At 65.4% G+C, this 15,304-nt stretch carries 16 protein-coding genes; 7 read left to right on the forward strand and 9 right to left on the reverse strand.

Features of this window, described 5'->3' with window-relative positions; translation table 11 throughout:
- Positions 1-61 precede the first annotated feature (61 nt).
- The 5 genes from WDM24_RS08275 to hemP form a co-directional block, all read right to left on the reverse strand.
- Positions 62-1,414 (reverse strand): esterase-like activity of phytase family protein, encoded by a 1,353-nt coding sequence (locus tag WDM24_RS08275; protein WP_338830813.1) that lies wholly within the window; start codon positions 1,412-1,414, stop codon positions 62-64.
- Positions 1,415-1,535: 121 nt separating this feature from the next.
- Positions 1,536-2,339: a heme ABC transporter ATP-binding protein gene (locus WDM24_RS08280; protein ID WP_338830814.1), complete on the reverse strand. Its 804-nt coding sequence runs from the start codon at positions 2,337-2,339 to the stop codon at positions 1,536-1,538.
- Entirely contained in the window at positions 2,336-3,436 is a 1,101-nt protein-coding gene (locus WDM24_RS08285; RefSeq protein WP_338830815.1) for an iron ABC transporter permease, read from the reverse strand. The genes WDM24_RS08280 and WDM24_RS08285 overlap by 4 nt, the downstream gene beginning before the upstream one ends.
- Complete coding sequence (locus WDM24_RS08290) at positions 3,433-4,383, reverse strand: heme/hemin ABC transporter substrate-binding protein (RefSeq protein WP_166302947.1); 951 nt, start codon at positions 4,381-4,383, stop codon at positions 3,433-3,435. Before WDM24_RS08290 ends, WDM24_RS08285 begins: the two co-directional genes overlap by 4 nt.
- Positions 4,384-4,391: 8 nt before the next feature.
- Entirely contained in the window at positions 4,392-4,598 is a 207-nt protein-coding gene (gene hemP, locus WDM24_RS08295) for a hemin uptake protein HemP (RefSeq protein WP_166302950.1), read from the reverse strand.
- On the opposite strand from hemP, the gene WDM24_RS08300 reads away from it, so the two are divergent.
- The 7 genes from WDM24_RS08300 to WDM24_RS08330 all read left to right on the forward strand — a co-directional run bounded on the left by WDM24_RS08300 (position 4,516) and on the right by WDM24_RS08330 (position 10,471).
- On the forward strand, positions 4,516-4,737 hold the full coding sequence (locus WDM24_RS08300; protein WP_166293487.1) for a hypothetical protein: 222 nt from the start codon (positions 4,516-4,518) through the stop codon (positions 4,735-4,737). The two genes, hemP and WDM24_RS08300, sit on opposite strands and share 83 nt — an antisense overlap.
- Positions 4,738-4,849: 112 nt before the next feature.
- On the forward strand, positions 4,850-7,198 hold the full coding sequence (locus tag WDM24_RS08305; protein WP_338830817.1) for a TonB-dependent hemoglobin/transferrin/lactoferrin family receptor: 2,349 nt from the start codon (positions 4,850-4,852) through the stop codon (positions 7,196-7,198).
- A 136-nt stretch (positions 7,199-7,334) separates the two neighbouring features.
- A complete protein-coding gene (locus WDM24_RS08310; RefSeq protein ID WP_338830818.1) occupies positions 7,335-7,667 on the forward strand; it encodes an antibiotic biosynthesis monooxygenase in 333 nt (110 codons plus the stop codon).
- Between the two features lie 47 nt (positions 7,668-7,714).
- A complete protein-coding gene (gene hutX, locus WDM24_RS08315; protein WP_414645748.1) occupies positions 7,715-8,188 on the forward strand; it encodes a heme utilization cystosolic carrier protein HutX in 474 nt (157 codons plus the stop codon).
- 58 nt (positions 8,189-8,246) lie between these two features.
- Positions 8,247-8,999: a tonB-system energizer ExbB gene (gene exbB / locus WDM24_RS08320; protein WP_414645749.1), complete on the forward strand. Its 753-nt coding sequence runs from the start codon at positions 8,247-8,249 to the stop codon at positions 8,997-8,999.
- Positions 9,000-9,002: 3 nt separating this feature from the next.
- Positions 9,003-9,449 (forward strand): TonB system transport protein ExbD, encoded by a 447-nt coding sequence (exbD, locus tag WDM24_RS08325; protein ID WP_338830821.1) that lies wholly within the window; start codon positions 9,003-9,005, stop codon positions 9,447-9,449.
- A gap of 200 nt (positions 9,450-9,649) precedes the next feature.
- On the forward strand, positions 9,650-10,471 hold the full coding sequence (locus tag WDM24_RS08330) for a TonB family protein (protein WP_338830822.1): 822 nt from the start codon (positions 9,650-9,652) through the stop codon (positions 10,469-10,471).
- A gap of 158 nt (positions 10,472-10,629) precedes the next feature.
- On the opposite strand, the gene WDM24_RS08335 is transcribed toward WDM24_RS08330, so the two are convergent.
- The 4 genes from WDM24_RS08335 to WDM24_RS08350 form a co-directional block, all read right to left on the reverse strand.
- Positions 10,630-11,472: a carbohydrate ABC transporter permease gene (locus WDM24_RS08335; protein WP_371261142.1), complete on the reverse strand. Its 843-nt coding sequence runs from the start codon at positions 11,470-11,472 to the stop codon at positions 10,630-10,632.
- 58 nt (positions 11,473-11,530) lie between these two features.
- Positions 11,531-12,487: a sugar ABC transporter permease gene (locus WDM24_RS08340; RefSeq protein ID WP_338830824.1), complete on the reverse strand. Its 957-nt coding sequence runs from the start codon at positions 12,485-12,487 to the stop codon at positions 11,531-11,533.
- 152 nt (positions 12,488-12,639) lie between these two features.
- A complete protein-coding gene (locus WDM24_RS08345; protein ID WP_338830825.1) occupies positions 12,640-13,986 on the reverse strand; it encodes an ABC transporter substrate-binding protein in 1,347 nt (448 codons plus the stop codon).
- A gap of 137 nt (positions 13,987-14,123) precedes the next feature.
- On the reverse strand, positions 14,124-15,167 hold the full coding sequence (locus tag WDM24_RS08350) for a C-terminal binding protein (protein ID WP_338830826.1): 1,044 nt from the start codon (positions 15,165-15,167) through the stop codon (positions 14,124-14,126).
- Positions 15,168-15,304 lie beyond the last annotated feature (137 nt).

The raw sequence follows: 15,304 nt of genomic DNA on the forward strand, positions 1-15,304 counted from the left end.
ATACTGGGTCGCCCGGTCGAGCCGGGCGACGACACGGTTGTTTGCGGCGAGAGCAATCCCCTCACTTCGCCTTCAGGAAATCGCCGACTTCGAGCAGCACGAACTCGTCGTCGTCGGCCTTGTTCGGGTCGCGGCTCGAGGAGAACGGCAGATTGTTGTCGTTGCCGACGATGATGTGGGTCTCGTCGACCCGGTCGACATTCTCGATGGTGAAGAACGGGAAGGTGTAGGCGCCATCGTTGAGCGGCTTCTTCGCCTTCTTGTTCGGATCGCGGATCTTCATCAGATCGATATAGGCGATCTTGCGCACCGGCTTGCCAACATTGGCGTCGGAGAGCTCGATCTTGTAGACGCGCTTGAACTTGGCAAGATCCGGGAAGCAGTTCTCGCCGCGCTGGCCTTGCGGGCAGGCCTTGTCGGCGGTGCCTTCGCCATTGTCGCGCTCGATCACGAGACCCTGGGTCGGGTCGATCATGTTGAAGTCGCCGATCGCATTGCCGTTCTGCTCGAACACATATTGCCAGTAACGTCCGGTGAACTTCTCCGCGGCGACGTCGAATTCCAGGATGCGCGAGGCTTCCTTGCCGTCGACCTTCTCCCAGTCCTTCTTGTCGGCATCCCATAGCGGTCCCTCGAGCAGGCCGTAGAGGAACTTGCCGTCCTTGGACGAGGCAAAGCCCTCATAGCCCTTGGAGCGGCGCAGATTGACGTTGGTGTAGCTCGCACCGGGCGCGCCCGGCGACTGCACCGCCCAATGGTCAGGCGAACGCACCGGCTTGCCGTCGGCGACGGTCTCGAACACGGCAAGGATCTTGCCGGTCTTGTCGGCCTTCAGGATATAGGGTCCGAATTCGTCGCCGATCCAGAACGTGTCGTTGACGATCTGGAAGCCTTCGGTATCGAAGTCTGCGCCGGTCAGATAACGCTTGGCGGTGTCCTCATGCACGATGCGGAACGGCACCTTCTTGTCGGGATCGTGCAGGAACACGGTCTCCTGGCGCTCCATCTTGCCGCTGGCCCAGTCGATCTTGTGCCGGTTCAGGTACAGCATCGAGTCCGCCGAGTTGTAGCGCGAGCCCATGCCGTTGTCGGTGATCACCCAGAACGAGCCGTCCGCCATCACCTTGATGCCGGAATGGCCCTGCAGCGGCTGGCCCTTGAACGGCAGCGACACGCCGGTCGGCCGCTCATAGGACTTGCCCATCACGGTGCCTATCGCGTCGACCCGCTTGCCGGTGGTGTACTTGCCCGAGGTCTTCAGATCATCAGGGGCATCGGCGGGCGCGTCGATGAAGCTCTCCGCCGGCATCACGGCGTGTCCCGCCAGCGTCGCCGGGAATTCGCCCTCGCTCTGCGCGAACGCGGATGTGGCGAGCAGGACGGTGGCGACAGAGCAAAGCAATGACAGGCGCATGGTTGGTCTCCCAAGGAAAGATACGAAGGAACAAACGATGCGGTGTTCTCGGAGGCGCCTGTTACAGGCGCCTGACAGTTTTGTGAATCGCCGGCGTTGCCCCGGGATAAGCCTTGCGGCGTTACGTCGCCTTGCCCGCCGGCCGCATCGTCTGCGGCAGCAGGAACGGCACGCCGTTTGCGGTGTAGTCGATCGCAACGTCGATCTCGAAGATCTTGCGCAGCGTCTCGGTCTGCATCGCGGCGGCGCGGTCGCCGTCGACGGCAAGCCGGCCGCGGTGCAGCAGCAGGATGCGGTCGGCGAACCGCATCGCGAGGTTGAGGTCGTGCAGGATCGCGATCACGGCGGTGCCGCGCCCGGCGCGCAGCCGCGCGGTCTCGACGAGGTCGATCTGATGCCGCAGATCGAGGCTCGAGGTCGGCTCGTCGAGCAGCAACAATCCGGGCCCATGCAGCGCCTCGCCGCAGGTGAGCTGCACCAGCACGCGGGCAAAATGCGCGCGCTGCTGCTCGCCGCCGGACAGCGTCGGCAATTGCCTGGAACGGAAATGCGCCAACCCGACCTCGTCCAGCGCTGCTTCGACGAGGTTGCGCGCCGCCGCGCGCGGGCTTTCGCCGGCGCCCATGCTGACGATTTCCTCGACCGTGAACGGGAAGGTGACGTTGACATGTTGCGACAGCATCGCGCGGTGTTGCGCCAGCTCGCGCGGCCCGTAGCCGTGCAGGTCACGCTGCTTGAGCCTGATCGAACCGCGGAACGGACGGAGGTCGCCGGAGAGCATCCGCAAGAGCGTTGATTTGCCGGCGCCGTTGGGACCGACGATCGCGACCATTTCGCCGGCGCCGATCTGCAGGGAGACTGCATCGACCAAGGTCGTGCCACCGACCGTCATCGACACCGATTGTGCTTCGAGCAGCGCGCTCATAGCGACACCAGCCCACGCTGGCGCAGCAGCATGGCGAGGAAGAACGGCGCGCCGATCGCCGCGGTCAGGATGCCGATCGGCATTTCCACAGGTGCCACGATGGTGCGCGCCACCGTATCGGCACCGACCAGGAGGATGGCACCGAGCAATGCGGAGGCCGGCAGCAGCAGCCGGTGCGCGGGCCCGATCACCAGCCGCAGCAGATGTGGCACCACAATGCCGACAAAGCCGACCACGCCGCAGACCGAGACCGCAACGCCGGTCATCGCCGACACCAGCACGATCGAGATCCGCTTGAGACGTTCGACATCGACGCCGCTGTGGAATGCCTCGGCCTCGCCGAGCACCAGCCCGTCGAGCCCGCGCGCGATCGCGAGGCAGGCGATCAGCGCAATAGCCAGCACCGGCGCCAGCGCCGTGAGCTTGGTCCAGGTCGCACCGCTCAGCGAGCCGAGCAGCCAGAAGGTGATGTCGCGGAGCTGGCGGTCGTCGGCGACGAACACCAACAGGCCGATGCCGGCATTGGCGATCGCGGCAATCGCGAGCCCGGCCAGCAGGAAGATCGCAATCGACGTCCGGCCGCCGCGGCTGGCGATGCCATAGAGCACGATGGTCGTGAGCAGCGAGCCGGCAAAGGCCGCGATCGGCAGCAACTGATGCTGCAGGAAGCGCAGGCTCTCGCCGAGATGGCTGTCGGTGAACACGATCGCCGCCGCTGCGGCAAACGCGCCGCCGGAGGAGACGCCAACCAGCGCGGGATCGGCGAGGGGATTGCGGAACAGGCCCTGCATGGTCGCGCCGGAGACCGCGAGCAGGGCGCCGACCATCGCGGCGGCCGCGATCCGCGGGACGCGGATCGACCACACCACGAGCTGGTCGCGCGCGAGCAGCGGATTGGCGGTGCCGTCGGCCCACAGGCCGAGCGCGGCCGGAAGCCGCGCCAGCGGAATGCCGGCAGCGCCGACCGTCAGCGCAACCAGCGCGGTCGCTGTGAGCGCCGCAAGCAGGCAGAAGAGAGTGAGTGTGGCCGCCGGCCGCAGCGACATGCCGGCGCGCTGTTGCTTGGCGCGCGCGCGGCGCTCGGCCAGCACGCTCATTGCCGGCAATTCGCGGTCAGCGCTGCCGGCTTGAAGTTGTCGGCCTCCGGCGCCAGCGCCGGATAAAGCTTGACCGAGAGGTCGCGTGCCGCGGCCGCGGTTCGCGGTCCGAAGCCGAGCAGATAAAGCCCTTCCATCGAGATGAAGGCCTTGTTGGCGGCGACCGGCGTCAGCTCGAAGCCCGGATGCGCAAACACCGCGTCAGCAGTCAGCGAGTCCTTGCCGCGATCGATCGACAGCACGACATCCGGTTTCGCCGCCACGATGGCCTCGTCATTGACCGGCTTGTAGCCGTCGTAGCCATCGATTGCGTTGACGCCGCCGGCGAGCTGGATGATCTCGTCCGCGGCGGTCTTGTGACCCGCGGCCATCGCGCGGCCGTTCAAGAGCGACATCACGAACATCACGCGCACCGGCTTCGTCACCTTGGCGCGCAGCACGCGCAGTTGAGCGAGATCGCTTTCTACCGCCGCGGTCAGGCAGGCGGCGCGCGGATCGGCGCCCATGGCGTGGCCCACCAGCCTGATCTTCTCGATCAGCCCGGCCTCCGAGAAGGTCTCGGGCACCAGCACCAGCGGCACCTTGGCCGCCTCCAGCACGTCCATAGTCTCCTTCGGCCCGGAGCCCTGCACTGCGAGCACCAGCGACGGGTGCAGGCCGAGCACGCCTTCGGGCGACAGCTGGCGCATGTAGCCGACGTCGGGTTTCTCGCGCAGCGCCGCCGGTGGATAGAGGCTGGTGGCATCGACGCCGGCGATGCGGTCCGCGAAGCCGAGCGCATAGAGGATCTCGGTGATCGCACCGCCGATCGAGACGATCCGTGTGGGATCGTCGATCACGACGTCGCGGTCGCGCGCGTCGTGCACGGTGATGCCCTCGGCAATAGCCGCGCCTGATGGCAGCCAACAGGAGAATGCGAGCAGAGCGAGCGTGCGACAAATTGTCATCGGGGCCGTCACTTGGTGAGGATCAGTTTGTTCTGCGAGGTCAACCGCAGCCGGTAATGCTCTTCGCCATGCACGATGATGATCTCGCGCTCCGTCGAGAACAGGTCGCGGCTGTCGAGACGATTTCCGCGCATGATGAGCGATTTCGCCGCGTCAGACGCCGATGCGGCCTGCTTTCCGGCCGCGCCGATACTGTCTCCGGATGATGCCGACATTCTCTTGGTGCTGCGCCTGCGAAATTTTCAAATGCTGTTTGCTTGTATAAGCGGGCGAACGCGCATTCCAACGGCTGCACTTTACAATCGATGTAAACAGCGCCGCCGCATTCTTGACCGTTTTGTTGCCGGCTCGTAACCAATCATCACGCGATGCGAGCGGATGGCTCGCATCGCAACGTAGCCAGCAAGCCGCTCACCAGAGCGCACGCCAGCCAAACCAGAAAAGCGATGATCGGGCTGGGGCTAGAATGGCTGACGGGGCTAAGATTTCGCGCGCCCTGATTTTGGGCGCGTCGGTGTTTTCATTTGCGGCTGCATTGCCGGAGAACGGTCTCGCGCAAACCGCCGATGCTTCGGCTGCGCGTCCCGCAACCGAGCGGCCGAAGCAGGCCAAGCGGAAGCCGAAGCCCCAGGTTGCGCAGCAGCCCGCAACGTCGCCGGCAATGAATGCGCGCGCGCAGATCGGCGCAGTGCCGGTGCAGTCGCTCGACACCATCACGGCGGTGGCATCAAAGACCGAAGAGCGCGCGATCGATGCGCTGGCGCCGGTCAGCTCCGTCACGCTGGAGAAGATCCAGGGCCTGCAGCCGAACCGACTGTCGGACATTTTCTACGCCGTGCCTGGCGTCTCGGTCCAGGAACGCGGCGACGATCCGGCGACCGTCATCAACATCCGCGGCTTGCAGGATTTCGGCCGTGTCGCAGTCGTGGTCGACGGCGCGCGGCAGAACTATCAGCGCACCGGCCACAACGCCAACGGCTCGTTCTTCCTCGATCCTGAACTAATCGGCGGCGTCGACGTGGTGCGCGGCCCGACCGCAAATATCTACGGCTCCGGTGCGATTGGCGGCGTGGTCTCGTTCCGCACCAAGGATATCGACGATGTGGTGCGCCCCGGCGAGCGCTGGGGCGTCGATATGTCGGGCTCCTACGGCTCCAACAAGGACCGCGGCATGGGCTCGGTGTTCGGCGGCGTCCGTGTCGACCCGAACGTCGACGTGTTCGGCGGCGCCGTCTATCGCACGCAGAGCAATTACAAGGACGGCGCGGGCACCGAGATCGGCAATACCGGCAATGACGTCGCGGCCGGCCTGATGAAGGTGACGTTCCGCCCGGCCGAAGGCCACGAGTTCAAGATCGGCGGCGTCTTCCAGGACTACCAGTACAATATCGGCCAGCCGAACCGCGGTCCGACCACGACGGCAGCGCCGCTGGCGGCGATTGCGGGCTCCTCGGTCTATGCATCCGATGCCAAGAACTACACGGGTACGCTGAGCTGGCGATATGCCAAGCCCGACGACATGCTGTTCGACTGGAACATCTCGGTCTACGGCAACCGCACCGACAACGATCAGGTCAAGACCTACAACAACCGCGTCACCACCGGCGGCGGCGTCTGCACGCTCGCCAATCCCGGCAACAACATCTCCGGCTGCGTCGGCGACAAGCGCGGTTATTCGCTCGATACCGTCGGTATCGACGTCAATAACACCTCGCGCTTCAATTTCGGCGACTGGCGCAATGCCGTGACCTACGGCTTCGACGCCTTCCGCGACGATGTCGAGACCTTCGATTCCCGCGGCAACTCCAACATCACGACGCCGGGCGGTCAGCGCACGGTGTCCGGCGGCTTCGTGCAGCTGAAGCAGAACTATTCGACCTGGCTCGAACTGGTCAGCGCCGTCAGATACGACCACTACGAGCTCAACTCGATCAACACCACGACCAGCGGCGATCGGCTGTCGCCCAAGATCACGGTCGGCGTCACGCCGGTTGCAGGCTTCACGCCCTATGCGAGCTATGCCGAGGGCTATCGCGCGCCGTCGATCACCGAGACCCTGATCGCGGGCGGCCACGCCACCGGCTGCGGGCCGGCGCTGTTCAATTGCCCTGATGGTACCAGCGGCCTATTCTGCTTCCTGCCCAACCCGGCACTGCGGCCCGAGGTCGGCAAGAACAAGGAAGTCGGCATCAACCTGAAATATGATGGCATCTTCTCGGCCAAGGACTCGTTCCGCGGCAAGATCAATTTGTTCCGCAACGATGTCGACGGCTATATCGATCTCGTCGCCTCGGCACCCACCCTGACGCCGTTCGGTCCGTTCAGCCAGTTCTACCAGTACCAGAACATCGCCCACGCCCGCATCGAGGGCTTCGAGCTCGAGACGATGTATGATGCGGGCGACTGGTTCCTTGGCGTCGCCGGCCACCTGATGCGCGGCCGGAACACCCAGACCAATGTCGGGCTCGCCACCATCACGCCGCGCAAGGTGACGACGACGGGCGGCGTGCGCCTGCTCGACCGATCGCTGATCATTGCCGCGCAATGGTCGTCGTTCGGCGCCAACAACGATTTGCCGGCGGGCTATCTGCCCTCGACCGGCTATGAGCTGGTCAATCTCTATGTGACCTGGAACGCCACTAAGGACATCACCTTCGCGGCGTCGGTCGACAATCTCTTGAACCAGTATTACCGGCCCTATGCGATCCCGGGTTCCTCGACCGATGGCACGACGCAGAACGACGTGCTGTTCTCGAGCCCCGGTCCGGGCACCGTCTACAAGGCCGGGCTCAGGATTCACCTAGGTGGAGCGTAACGCGAGACGCCGATCATTCCATCCAGGTTGCTCCGGCCGCGCTGGTGCCCCCAGCGCGGCCTTGGCGCATTCATGATATCAACGAGATCGACCGGCAGGATCCCGTGCATCCGCCGCCAAACAGGAGAAGGCTTTCATGTTCATCGCAATGAACCGGTTTCAGGTGATCAAGGGCAAAGAGCAGGCGTTCGAGACGGTCTGGAAGACCCGCGAATCCTATCTCGGCGATCTGCCTGGATTCATCGAGTTTCATCTGGTGAAGGGCCCCGAGGCCGAGGACCACACGCTGTATGCGACCCATACGGTCTGGGCCAGCAAGGCGGCGTTCGAGGACTGGACCAGGTCGGATGCGTTCCGCCGCGCCCACTCCCGCGCCGGCAACGAGACCGGCGGCAGCCTCTATCTCGGCCATCCCAGGTTCGAGGGCTTCGAGGTGCTGATCACCGAGCGCGCGAAGAGCCCGGCGTAACGGAGGCGATCGTGCAGAACGCGGAACTAGCCGGATTGAAGGCCTTTATGGCCGACAATCCCGGCGCTGTCATCGAGGACGTCGCGCGCGAGCGCAAGGTGACGCTGCGCGCGGTGCTCGAGGCGCTGCCCGAACACATGGTGCGGATCGGCGCCGGCGAATTCGCCGCCGCGATGCAGGACATCGCGGAGTGGGGCGAGGTGACGCTGATCGTGCACACTGATGATGCGATCTTCGAGTTCACGGGTACCATTCCGAAAGGCGAGGTCGGCCGCGGCTATTTCAACCTGATGCAGCCGAAGGGCCTGCACGGCCATCTCCGGCATGAGCGCTGCGCGGCGATCGCGTTCGTCGAGCGGCCCTTCATGGGCAAGGTGTCGGCCTTCATCGCCTTCATCAATCTCGACGGCGGCATCATGTTCAAGGTGTTCGTCGGCCGCGACGAGACGCGCGCGCTGCGCGGCGATCAGCTGGAGCGCTTCCACGCGCTGGCGGACCGCCTCGCGCCGAAAGCAGGCTGAGACCAACGTAGGACGGGAGGCGACCATGTCGCATCGCTGGCTTGGGCGGAGCATCTGGATGGTGGCTTCCAGCGCACTCGGCATGCTGCCGGGCGCGAGCCTTGCCGCATCCGACGCCGCGCTGTTGCCGCGCAACCTCTCGCCCTGGGGCATGTTCGAGAGTGCCGACATCGTCGTGAAGGCTGTCATGATCGGGCTCGCCTTCGCCTCGCTCGTGACCTGGACGGTCTGGCTCGCCAAGACCGTCGAGATCCGCCGCAAGACCGCGCTCGCGAAGCAGCGGATCGGCCTGCTTGAGCGCGACACCCAGCTTGCCGAGCTCGAGCAGGCGAGCCGCGACGGCGACGACGCCGTGGCGCAGATCGTGCAGTCGGCCTCGCGCGAGGCCGCGCTCTCCGGCGGCATGTTCGACGACGGTTTCAAGGAGCGCATCGCGCTGCGGCTGGAGCGGGTCGAAGCGGCGATGTCGCGGCAAATCGCGCGTGGCACCGGCGTACTCGCCACCATCGGCGCCACCGCGCCGTTCGTCGGCCTGTTCGGCACGGTGTGGGGCATCATGAATTCGTTCATCGGCATCTCCGAGGCGCACACCACCAATCTCGCGGTGGTCGCGCCCGGCATCGCCGAGGCGCTGCTCGCGACCGCGCTCGGCCTGGTCGCGGCGATCCCGGCGGTCGTGATCTACAATCATCTGACCCGTTCGATCGCGGCCTACCGGGCGCTGCTCGGCGACGCCTCCGTCTTGGTGATGCTGCTGGTCAGCCGCGAGGGCGATCGCAGCCTGTTCCGCCTGGCGCGCGCCGCGGAGTAGCAGATGGGCGTCAAGCTCGGCAGCAGTGGAGCGTTCGGCGGCCAGCGTCGCGGCGACGACGACCTCGTCGAAACGCATGAGATCAACGTGACGCCGTTCATCGACGTGATGCTGGTGCTGCTGATCATCTTCATGGTGGCGGCGCCGCTCGCGACCGTCGATCTCGGTGTCGATCTGCCGGCCTCGACCGCCGAGCCGCAGCCGCGGCCGGACAAGCCGGTGTTTGTCACGGTGAAGCCCGATCTGTCGGTCGCCGTCGGCGAGGATGTGATCGCGCGCGATGTGCTGACTGCGACGCTCGATGGCGCCACGCGGGGCAAGAAGGACGAGCGCATCTTCCTGCGCGCCGACAGGGCGGTCAGCTATGGCGATCTGATGCAGGTGATGAACCTGCTGCGCAACGCCGGCTATCTCAAGATCGCGCTGGTCGGCCTCGACGGGCGTAACTAGGGCGGATTGGCCTTGATTGAAGCGGTGCGCCAGGGACTCGGTTCACCTCTCCCGCTTGCGGGGGAGGTCGCAGCGCATCGAAGATGCGATGCGGGTGGGGGCTCTCTCCACATCATCGGTCCGACTCGCGGTGAGACCCCCACCCTAACCCTCCCCCGCAAGCGGGAGAGGGCACGCCTCTGCGGAACGGGGCGAGCGTCATGAACGCCTATGCCCTTCATGATACGGGTGGCGAAGTCCGGCTGCGGCGCTGGGGCCTGTCGGCGGCCGCGATCCTGGCGGCACATGCCGCCCTGCTCGCGCTCGGCATGAACTGGGTCTCGGCGCCGCCGCCGGGCGTTGCCGTGCCCACGGTGCTGGTCGACTTGACGCCGATCACCTCTTCGCCCCAGATTTCCGACACTGAGCTGCCGCCGGGGCCGGCGATGCAGGAGGCCGATGCTTCGCCGCCGGAGCCTGCCGCCGCGCAGGCTGTGCAGCAGGAGATCGTACCGACGCCGCTGCAGGAGAAGCCTGACGTCGCCGCGCCGCCGGAGCAGAAGCAGCAGGTCACGCCGCCCAAGCCCGAGCCCGCCAAAGTCGTTCCCGAACACAAGCCCGAGCCGATCAAGCCGAAGGTCGTGCGCCGCGAGGCCAAGAAGCCGTCCGAGGCGACGCCGGCGCCGCGCACCAGCGCGCCGAGCCGGGCCGAGCGCCAGGCGCCGACGGCGTCCGCGATCAGCGCAGGCGCTGCGGCATCGGCACTCGCGGCGTACAACGCACGGGTCCGCGCGCATCTGTTGCGTTTCCACTCCTATCCGGCCGGTGGCAACGGCCAGCGCGGCGTGGTCCGGCTGGTGTTCACGCTCGGCCGCGGCGGGCAGGTGCTGTCGAGCCATCTCGGCGGCTCCTCCGGCAATCCGACCTTCGACGCGCGGGCACTGGCGATGATCCGCCAGGCCCAGCCGTTTCCGGCGTTCCCGTCCGAGATCACGCAGGGCTCGATGGGTTTCAGCGTGCCGGTCGCGTTCGCGCCGCGGTAGTGCAGGCAACGCCAATCCACGCACCAGCCTATCCCCGTCATCCTGAGGAGCGCGGAACGCGCCTCTCGAAGGATCGACGGCCACCAGCGGGGCCGTGCATCCTTCGAGGCTCGCTCCGCTCGCACCTCAGGATGACGGGGATAGTGTTGCGCGCCCCGCTACTCCTTCACCGCCCCCGTCAGCGACGACACGTAGTAGTCGACGAACAGCGAGTAGAACAGCGCGACTGGCAGCGAGCCGAGCAGCGAGCCCGCCATCAGCGCGCCCCATTGGTAGACGTCGCCGGTGACGAGCTCGGTCAGGATCGCGACCGGCACCGTCTTGTTGGCGCCGCTCTGGATAAAGGCGAGCGCGTAGATGAACTCGTTCCACGACAGCGTGAAGGAGAAGATGCCGGCCGAGATCAGGCCGGGCACTGCGAGCGGCAGCGTGATCCGCCACAGGATCTGCAGCCGCGTCGCGCCGTCGACCAGCGCGCATTCCTCGAGCTCATAGGGGATCGACTTGAAATAACCGATCAGAAGCCAGGTGCAGAACGGCACCAGGAAGGTCGGATAGACCAGGATCAGCGCCAACGGCGAGTCGAACAGGCCGAACTGCACGATCACGGTGGCAAGCGGAATGAACAGGATCGACGGCGGCACCAGATAGGCAAGGTAGATGCCGAGGCCGACATAGGGGCTGCCGCGGAAGCGCAGCCGCTCGATCGCGTAGGCGGCGAGCGTGGAAGCGAACAGCGACAGGAAAGTCGAGCCGATCGCGACCAGCATGGTGGTCTTCAGCCAGCGCGGATACGAGGTGTCGAACAGCAGATGCTTGAGATGCGCGAGCGTCGGCGAGGTGATCCAAAACGGGTTGTGCTCCTTGTAGTTCAGAAGCTCCGCGTTCGGTTTGAACGAGGTGATCGCCATCCAGTAGAACGGGAACAGCAGGATCAGGATGAAGCAGGCGAGCGGCAGATAGATCATCACCACGCGCCGGGCGCGGGAGTCCCACGCCATCGTATCGGGCGTCGCGCTGGCGACGTTGGAGGATTGGGCCAATACTTGAACGTTTTGGTCAGTCATTGGCTTCTCCCTGCTGCCATTTGCGGCGCGCGAGGCCGAAGTAGCTGAACAACGTCGCGAACACGAGGAACGGGATCATCGACACCGCGATCGCGGCACCCTCGCCGAGCTCGCCGCCGGCGATGCCGCGCTGGAACGCCAAGGTCGCGAGCAAATGGGTCGAGTTGACCGGGCCGCCGCGGGTGATGGCGTAGACCAGCTGGAAATCGGTGAAAGTGAAGATGATCGAGAACGTCATCACGATCGCGAGAATCGGCATCATCATCGGGAAGGTGATGTAGCGGAAGCGCTGCCAGGCGGTGGCGCCGTCGAGCATCGCGGCTTCATAGAGCGAAGGCGAAATAGTCTGCAGCCCGGCCAGGAGCGAGATCGCGACGAACGGGATGCCGCGCCAGATATTGGCCGCGATCAGCGAGAACCGCGCCGGCCAGGGCGAGCCGAGGAAGTCGACATTGCTGGAGCGCAGATGCAGCACGTCGACCAGCAGATAGGAGATGATCGAGAACTGCGGATCGTAGATCCACCAGAACGCCAGCGCCGAGAGCACCGTCGGCACGATCCACGGCAGCAGCACGATGGCGCGGATCAGGCTCTTGAACGGGAAATGGTTGTTGAGCAGCAGCGCCAGCCAGAAGCCGAGCGCGAATTTCCCGAAGGTTGCGATCGCGGTGTAGAAGACCGAGTAGAACACCGCGTTCCACCACAGCGGATCCTTGAGCAGGTACTGGAAATTCTCCAGCCCGATATAGACGCCGCGCTGGCCGATCGTGGTGTCGGTGAAGGCGAGCCAGATGCCGAGGCCCAGCGGATAGGTGAGGAACACCAATAGCAGGCCGATCGCGGGCGCAAGGCACATCACGATCAGGAACGGCTTGTAGTCGAACAGGCGCGCCAGCCAGCCCGGCTGGTGCAGCGCGTGTCCGCGTGAAGGTAGCGTCGTTACAGACATCAGATCCTTTTCCCGGTCTGACTTTCAAGGTCATTCCGGGATGGTGCGTCAGCACCAGACCCGGAATCTTGAGATTCCGGGTTCGATGCTGCGCATCGCCCCGGAATGACGCCGTCAATCGCTCCTCGCAATGACGGCTGCTCGGTTCGGCGTTACCGGCCTTGCCGCCGGAAGTACCGCTTGGCGCGCTGCTCGGCTTCCGCGGCGGCGGCTTCCGGCGTTGCGGCGTCGGTCGCCACCGCGGCACACATCTGCACCAGCACATAGTCGGCGTTGACGGCGCCGGTCGCGGTTGAGATCGGCCCCTTGTAGCCGTTGTAATAGGGGCTCTTCATGGTGTCCTTGAAGATCGCGACCTTGGGATCGCCCGACCACACCGCCGCATCGGCGTAGGCCGCGAGCGGCTGCGACCAGTAGCCGGAGTTGGCGTTGAGCCACGGCTCGTACTGCTCGTGCTCCAGCATGAACTGCAGGAAGGCCTTCGCCGCGTTGGGATAGGGGCTGTGCTTGAACGCCATCGCATTCAGCGTCAGGCCCGACATCGGGGAGACCGGTGCGAGTCCCTTGGGCAGGAACTGATGCTGGGTGTCGTCGGCGACCGCCTTGGTCGCGGGATCGTTCTTCAGCGAGAAGTACAGCGAGACGCCGTTGGCGGTCAGGCCGATTTCCTGCGACGAGTAGGCGCGGTTGTTGGAGACGTCGTTCCAGGACGGCGTGCCGGCGATGAAGTTCGGATAGAGTTCCTTCAGATACTTCAGCGCGGCGATCGTCTCCTTGCTGTTGATGATGATATTGCCTTCATCATCGAGCAGCGCGGCGTTGTGCGACCACAACAGCCAGTTGGCGAAGCCGTTGCCGTCGCCGACCGCGTTGCCGAGCGCGAAGCCTGCCGGCTTGCCGGCCGCTTTCAGCTTCTTGCAGAGCTCGAGGATGCCGGCATGGTCTTCCGGTACCTTGTCGAAGCCGGCCGCATTGACCAGCGACTTGCGGTAGACCAGCGGGCCGCCCGAGGCGCCGAACGGCAGGCCGACCCAGCTCTTCGACTTCGAGCGCATGCCGTAGCGGCGCGCCAGCGTCAGCCATCCGCCGTAGCGCTTGTCGAGATAGTCGGCGATGTCGGTCAGCTCGATCAGCTTGTCGATATAGATGTGCGGCGCGTCGCCGAAGCCGATGATGATGTCGGGGCCGGCGCCGGAGTTCGAGGTCACCGCGGTCTGCTGGTTGATGTCCTCCCAGCCGACGAAGTCGACCTTGACCTCGACGCCGGTCTTGTCGGTGAAGCGCTTGGCATTGGCGCGGAACACGTCCTCGTCGGCCTGCACGAAGCGCACCGGCCGCAGCATGCGCAAGGTCGCACCCTTTTCGATCGGCAGCGACGGCGCCGCCACGTCGGCAGCCTTGACCTTCGACGCCTCCTGCGCCGATGCGCCGGTGACTGCCAGTGCCGCTGCGGACGCCCCCAGCGCCAGCGCGTCGCGGCGCGTGATCTCGTACTTCATGTCGTTCGCACTCCCATTCTTGTTGTGTCTTCCCGGCGTTTGGCCGCCGGTGAAGGATCTTGTTGTCTCGGCGCCCGCCACACGAAGGGCCCGTATCGTCAGCGAGACGGGCCCTCGTGCGAAGAACGCATTCCCGCCTAGCTGTTCGGACCGCGATCCATGCTGACGGGCTGCCAGCGGCGCAACGCGGTGTTTTGCAGCACCGACGGGTTGACGCAGCTTACCGGCCACATGCCTTGGAGCACTAGTGACAATTCGTAGCCCACCCGGCGCTTGCGCGCTTCGTCAAAACGTGCCGACGCCGAGGCGACATGGGCGGTCAAGGTAACATTGTCCATCCCGAGCATCGGATTGTTGTGCGACGGCGGCTCCTTTTCCAGCACGTCGAGCGCGGCGTGGGCGATCCAACCCTCCTGCAGCGCCTTGATCAGCGATTCCTCGTCGACGGTGGCGCCGCGGCCGGTGTTGATGAAGACGGCCGATTTTTTCATCTGGCGAAAATGCTTCTCGGTCAGCATGTGGTGCACTTCGGGCCGCGCCGGGGCGTGCATCGAGACGAAATCCGACTGCGACAGCACCTCCGACAGCGTCGAGGGGATCACGCCGTGGTCGTACATCAGCGTTTCCTGGATGAAGGGATCGTAGGCCATCATCCTGAGGCCGAACGGCGCGGCGCGCTTGGCCACCGCGCGGGCGACCCGGCCGAACGAGATGAAGCCGAGGGTCTGGCCCATCAGCCGCGGAATCTTCAACAGCGCCGGGCGGCCCTCGGCCCAGCGGCCGCTGCGCACCATCTTGTCCTGCTCGATCAGGCGGCGGAAGCCTGCGAGCAGCAGCATCATGGCGTGGTCGGCGACCTCCTCGATGAAGGTGTCGGGGATGTTGGTGACGGGGATGCCGCGCGCGGTCGCGGCCTTGACGTCGACCGAGTCGACGCCGACGCTGCCGAGCGTGATCACCTTGCAGTTTTCCAGCGCGTCGATGACCGTTTTCGTGATCGGCATGCCCTTGGCGTAGATCGCGTCCGCGGTCCGTGCCGCGGCGATGAATTCGGCCTCGTTGGCCGGCGCCTCGACGATCTCGGCGCCGATCGGATCGAGCGCCTCGCGCTCATAATCGTAGCCGCCGCCGGCGACCGTGAAGCTCGCGCCCTTCGGCGTCAGCACCCTGAATTTCGACATTGTCTGCTCCCGATGTGAGGTCTTCTGTTCTTGCTTCTTGCTGGTTCGGTTCTTGATCTTGCTTCTTGGTCTTGTTGCTTCTTGGAGCGCGGCTTGCGTCACCGCTTTCCCATACTTGTACGCGAGCTGCGCCATTC

It is taken from the genome of Bradyrhizobium sp. 27S5, assembly GCF_037217225.1.
Lineage (GTDB): Bacteria > Pseudomonadota > Alphaproteobacteria > Rhizobiales > Xanthobacteraceae > Bradyrhizobium > Bradyrhizobium septentrionale.

Excerpts from the sequence above, each read along its gene's own strand:
- WDM24_RS08275 (WP_338830813.1), bottom strand. The coding sequence starts at position 1,414 with ATGCGCCTGTCATTGCTTTGCTCTGTCGCCACCGTCCTGCTCGCCACA.
- WDM24_RS08280 (WP_338830814.1), bottom strand. The coding sequence starts at position 2,339 with ATGAGCGCGCTGCTCGAAGCACAATCGGTGTCGATGACGGTCGGTGGC.
- WDM24_RS08285 (WP_338830815.1), bottom strand. The coding sequence starts at position 3,436 with ATGAGCGTGCTGGCCGAGCGCCGCGCGCGCGCCAAGCAACAGCGCGCC.
- WDM24_RS08290 (WP_166302947.1), bottom strand. The coding sequence starts at position 4,383 with ATGACAATTTGTCGCACGCTCGCTCTGCTCGCATTCTCCTGTTGGCTG.
- WDM24_RS08300 (WP_166293487.1), top strand. The coding sequence starts at position 4,516 with ATGATGAGCGATTTCGCCGCGTCAGACGCCGATGCGGCCTGCTTTCCG.
- hemP (WP_166302950.1), bottom strand. The coding sequence starts at position 4,598 with ATGTCGGCATCATCCGGAGACAGTATCGGCGCGGCCGGAAAGCAGGCC.
- WDM24_RS08305 (WP_338830817.1), top strand. The coding sequence starts at position 4,850 with ATGGCTGACGGGGCTAAGATTTCGCGCGCCCTGATTTTGGGCGCGTCG.
- WDM24_RS08310 (WP_338830818.1), top strand. The coding sequence starts at position 7,335 with ATGTTCATCGCAATGAACCGGTTTCAGGTGATCAAGGGCAAAGAGCAG.
- hutX (WP_414645748.1), top strand. The coding sequence starts at position 7,715 with ATGGCCGACAATCCCGGCGCTGTCATCGAGGACGTCGCGCGCGAGCGC.
- exbB (WP_414645749.1), top strand. The coding sequence starts at position 8,247 with ATGGTGGCTTCCAGCGCACTCGGCATGCTGCCGGGCGCGAGCCTTGCC.
- exbD (WP_338830821.1), top strand. The coding sequence starts at position 9,003 with ATGGGCGTCAAGCTCGGCAGCAGTGGAGCGTTCGGCGGCCAGCGTCGC.
- WDM24_RS08330 (WP_338830822.1), top strand. The coding sequence starts at position 9,650 with ATGAACGCCTATGCCCTTCATGATACGGGTGGCGAAGTCCGGCTGCGG.
- WDM24_RS08335 (WP_371261142.1), bottom strand. The coding sequence starts at position 11,472 with ATGGCGTGGGACTCCCGCGCCCGGCGCGTGGTGATGATCTATCTGCCG.
- WDM24_RS08340 (WP_338830824.1), bottom strand. The coding sequence starts at position 12,487 with ATGTCTGTAACGACGCTACCTTCACGCGGACACGCGCTGCACCAGCCG.
- WDM24_RS08345 (WP_338830825.1), bottom strand. The coding sequence starts at position 13,986 with ATGAAGTACGAGATCACGCGCCGCGACGCGCTGGCGCTGGGGGCGTCC.
- WDM24_RS08350 (WP_338830826.1), bottom strand. The coding sequence starts at position 15,167 with ATGTCGAAATTCAGGGTGCTGACGCCGAAGGGCGCGAGCTTCACGGTC.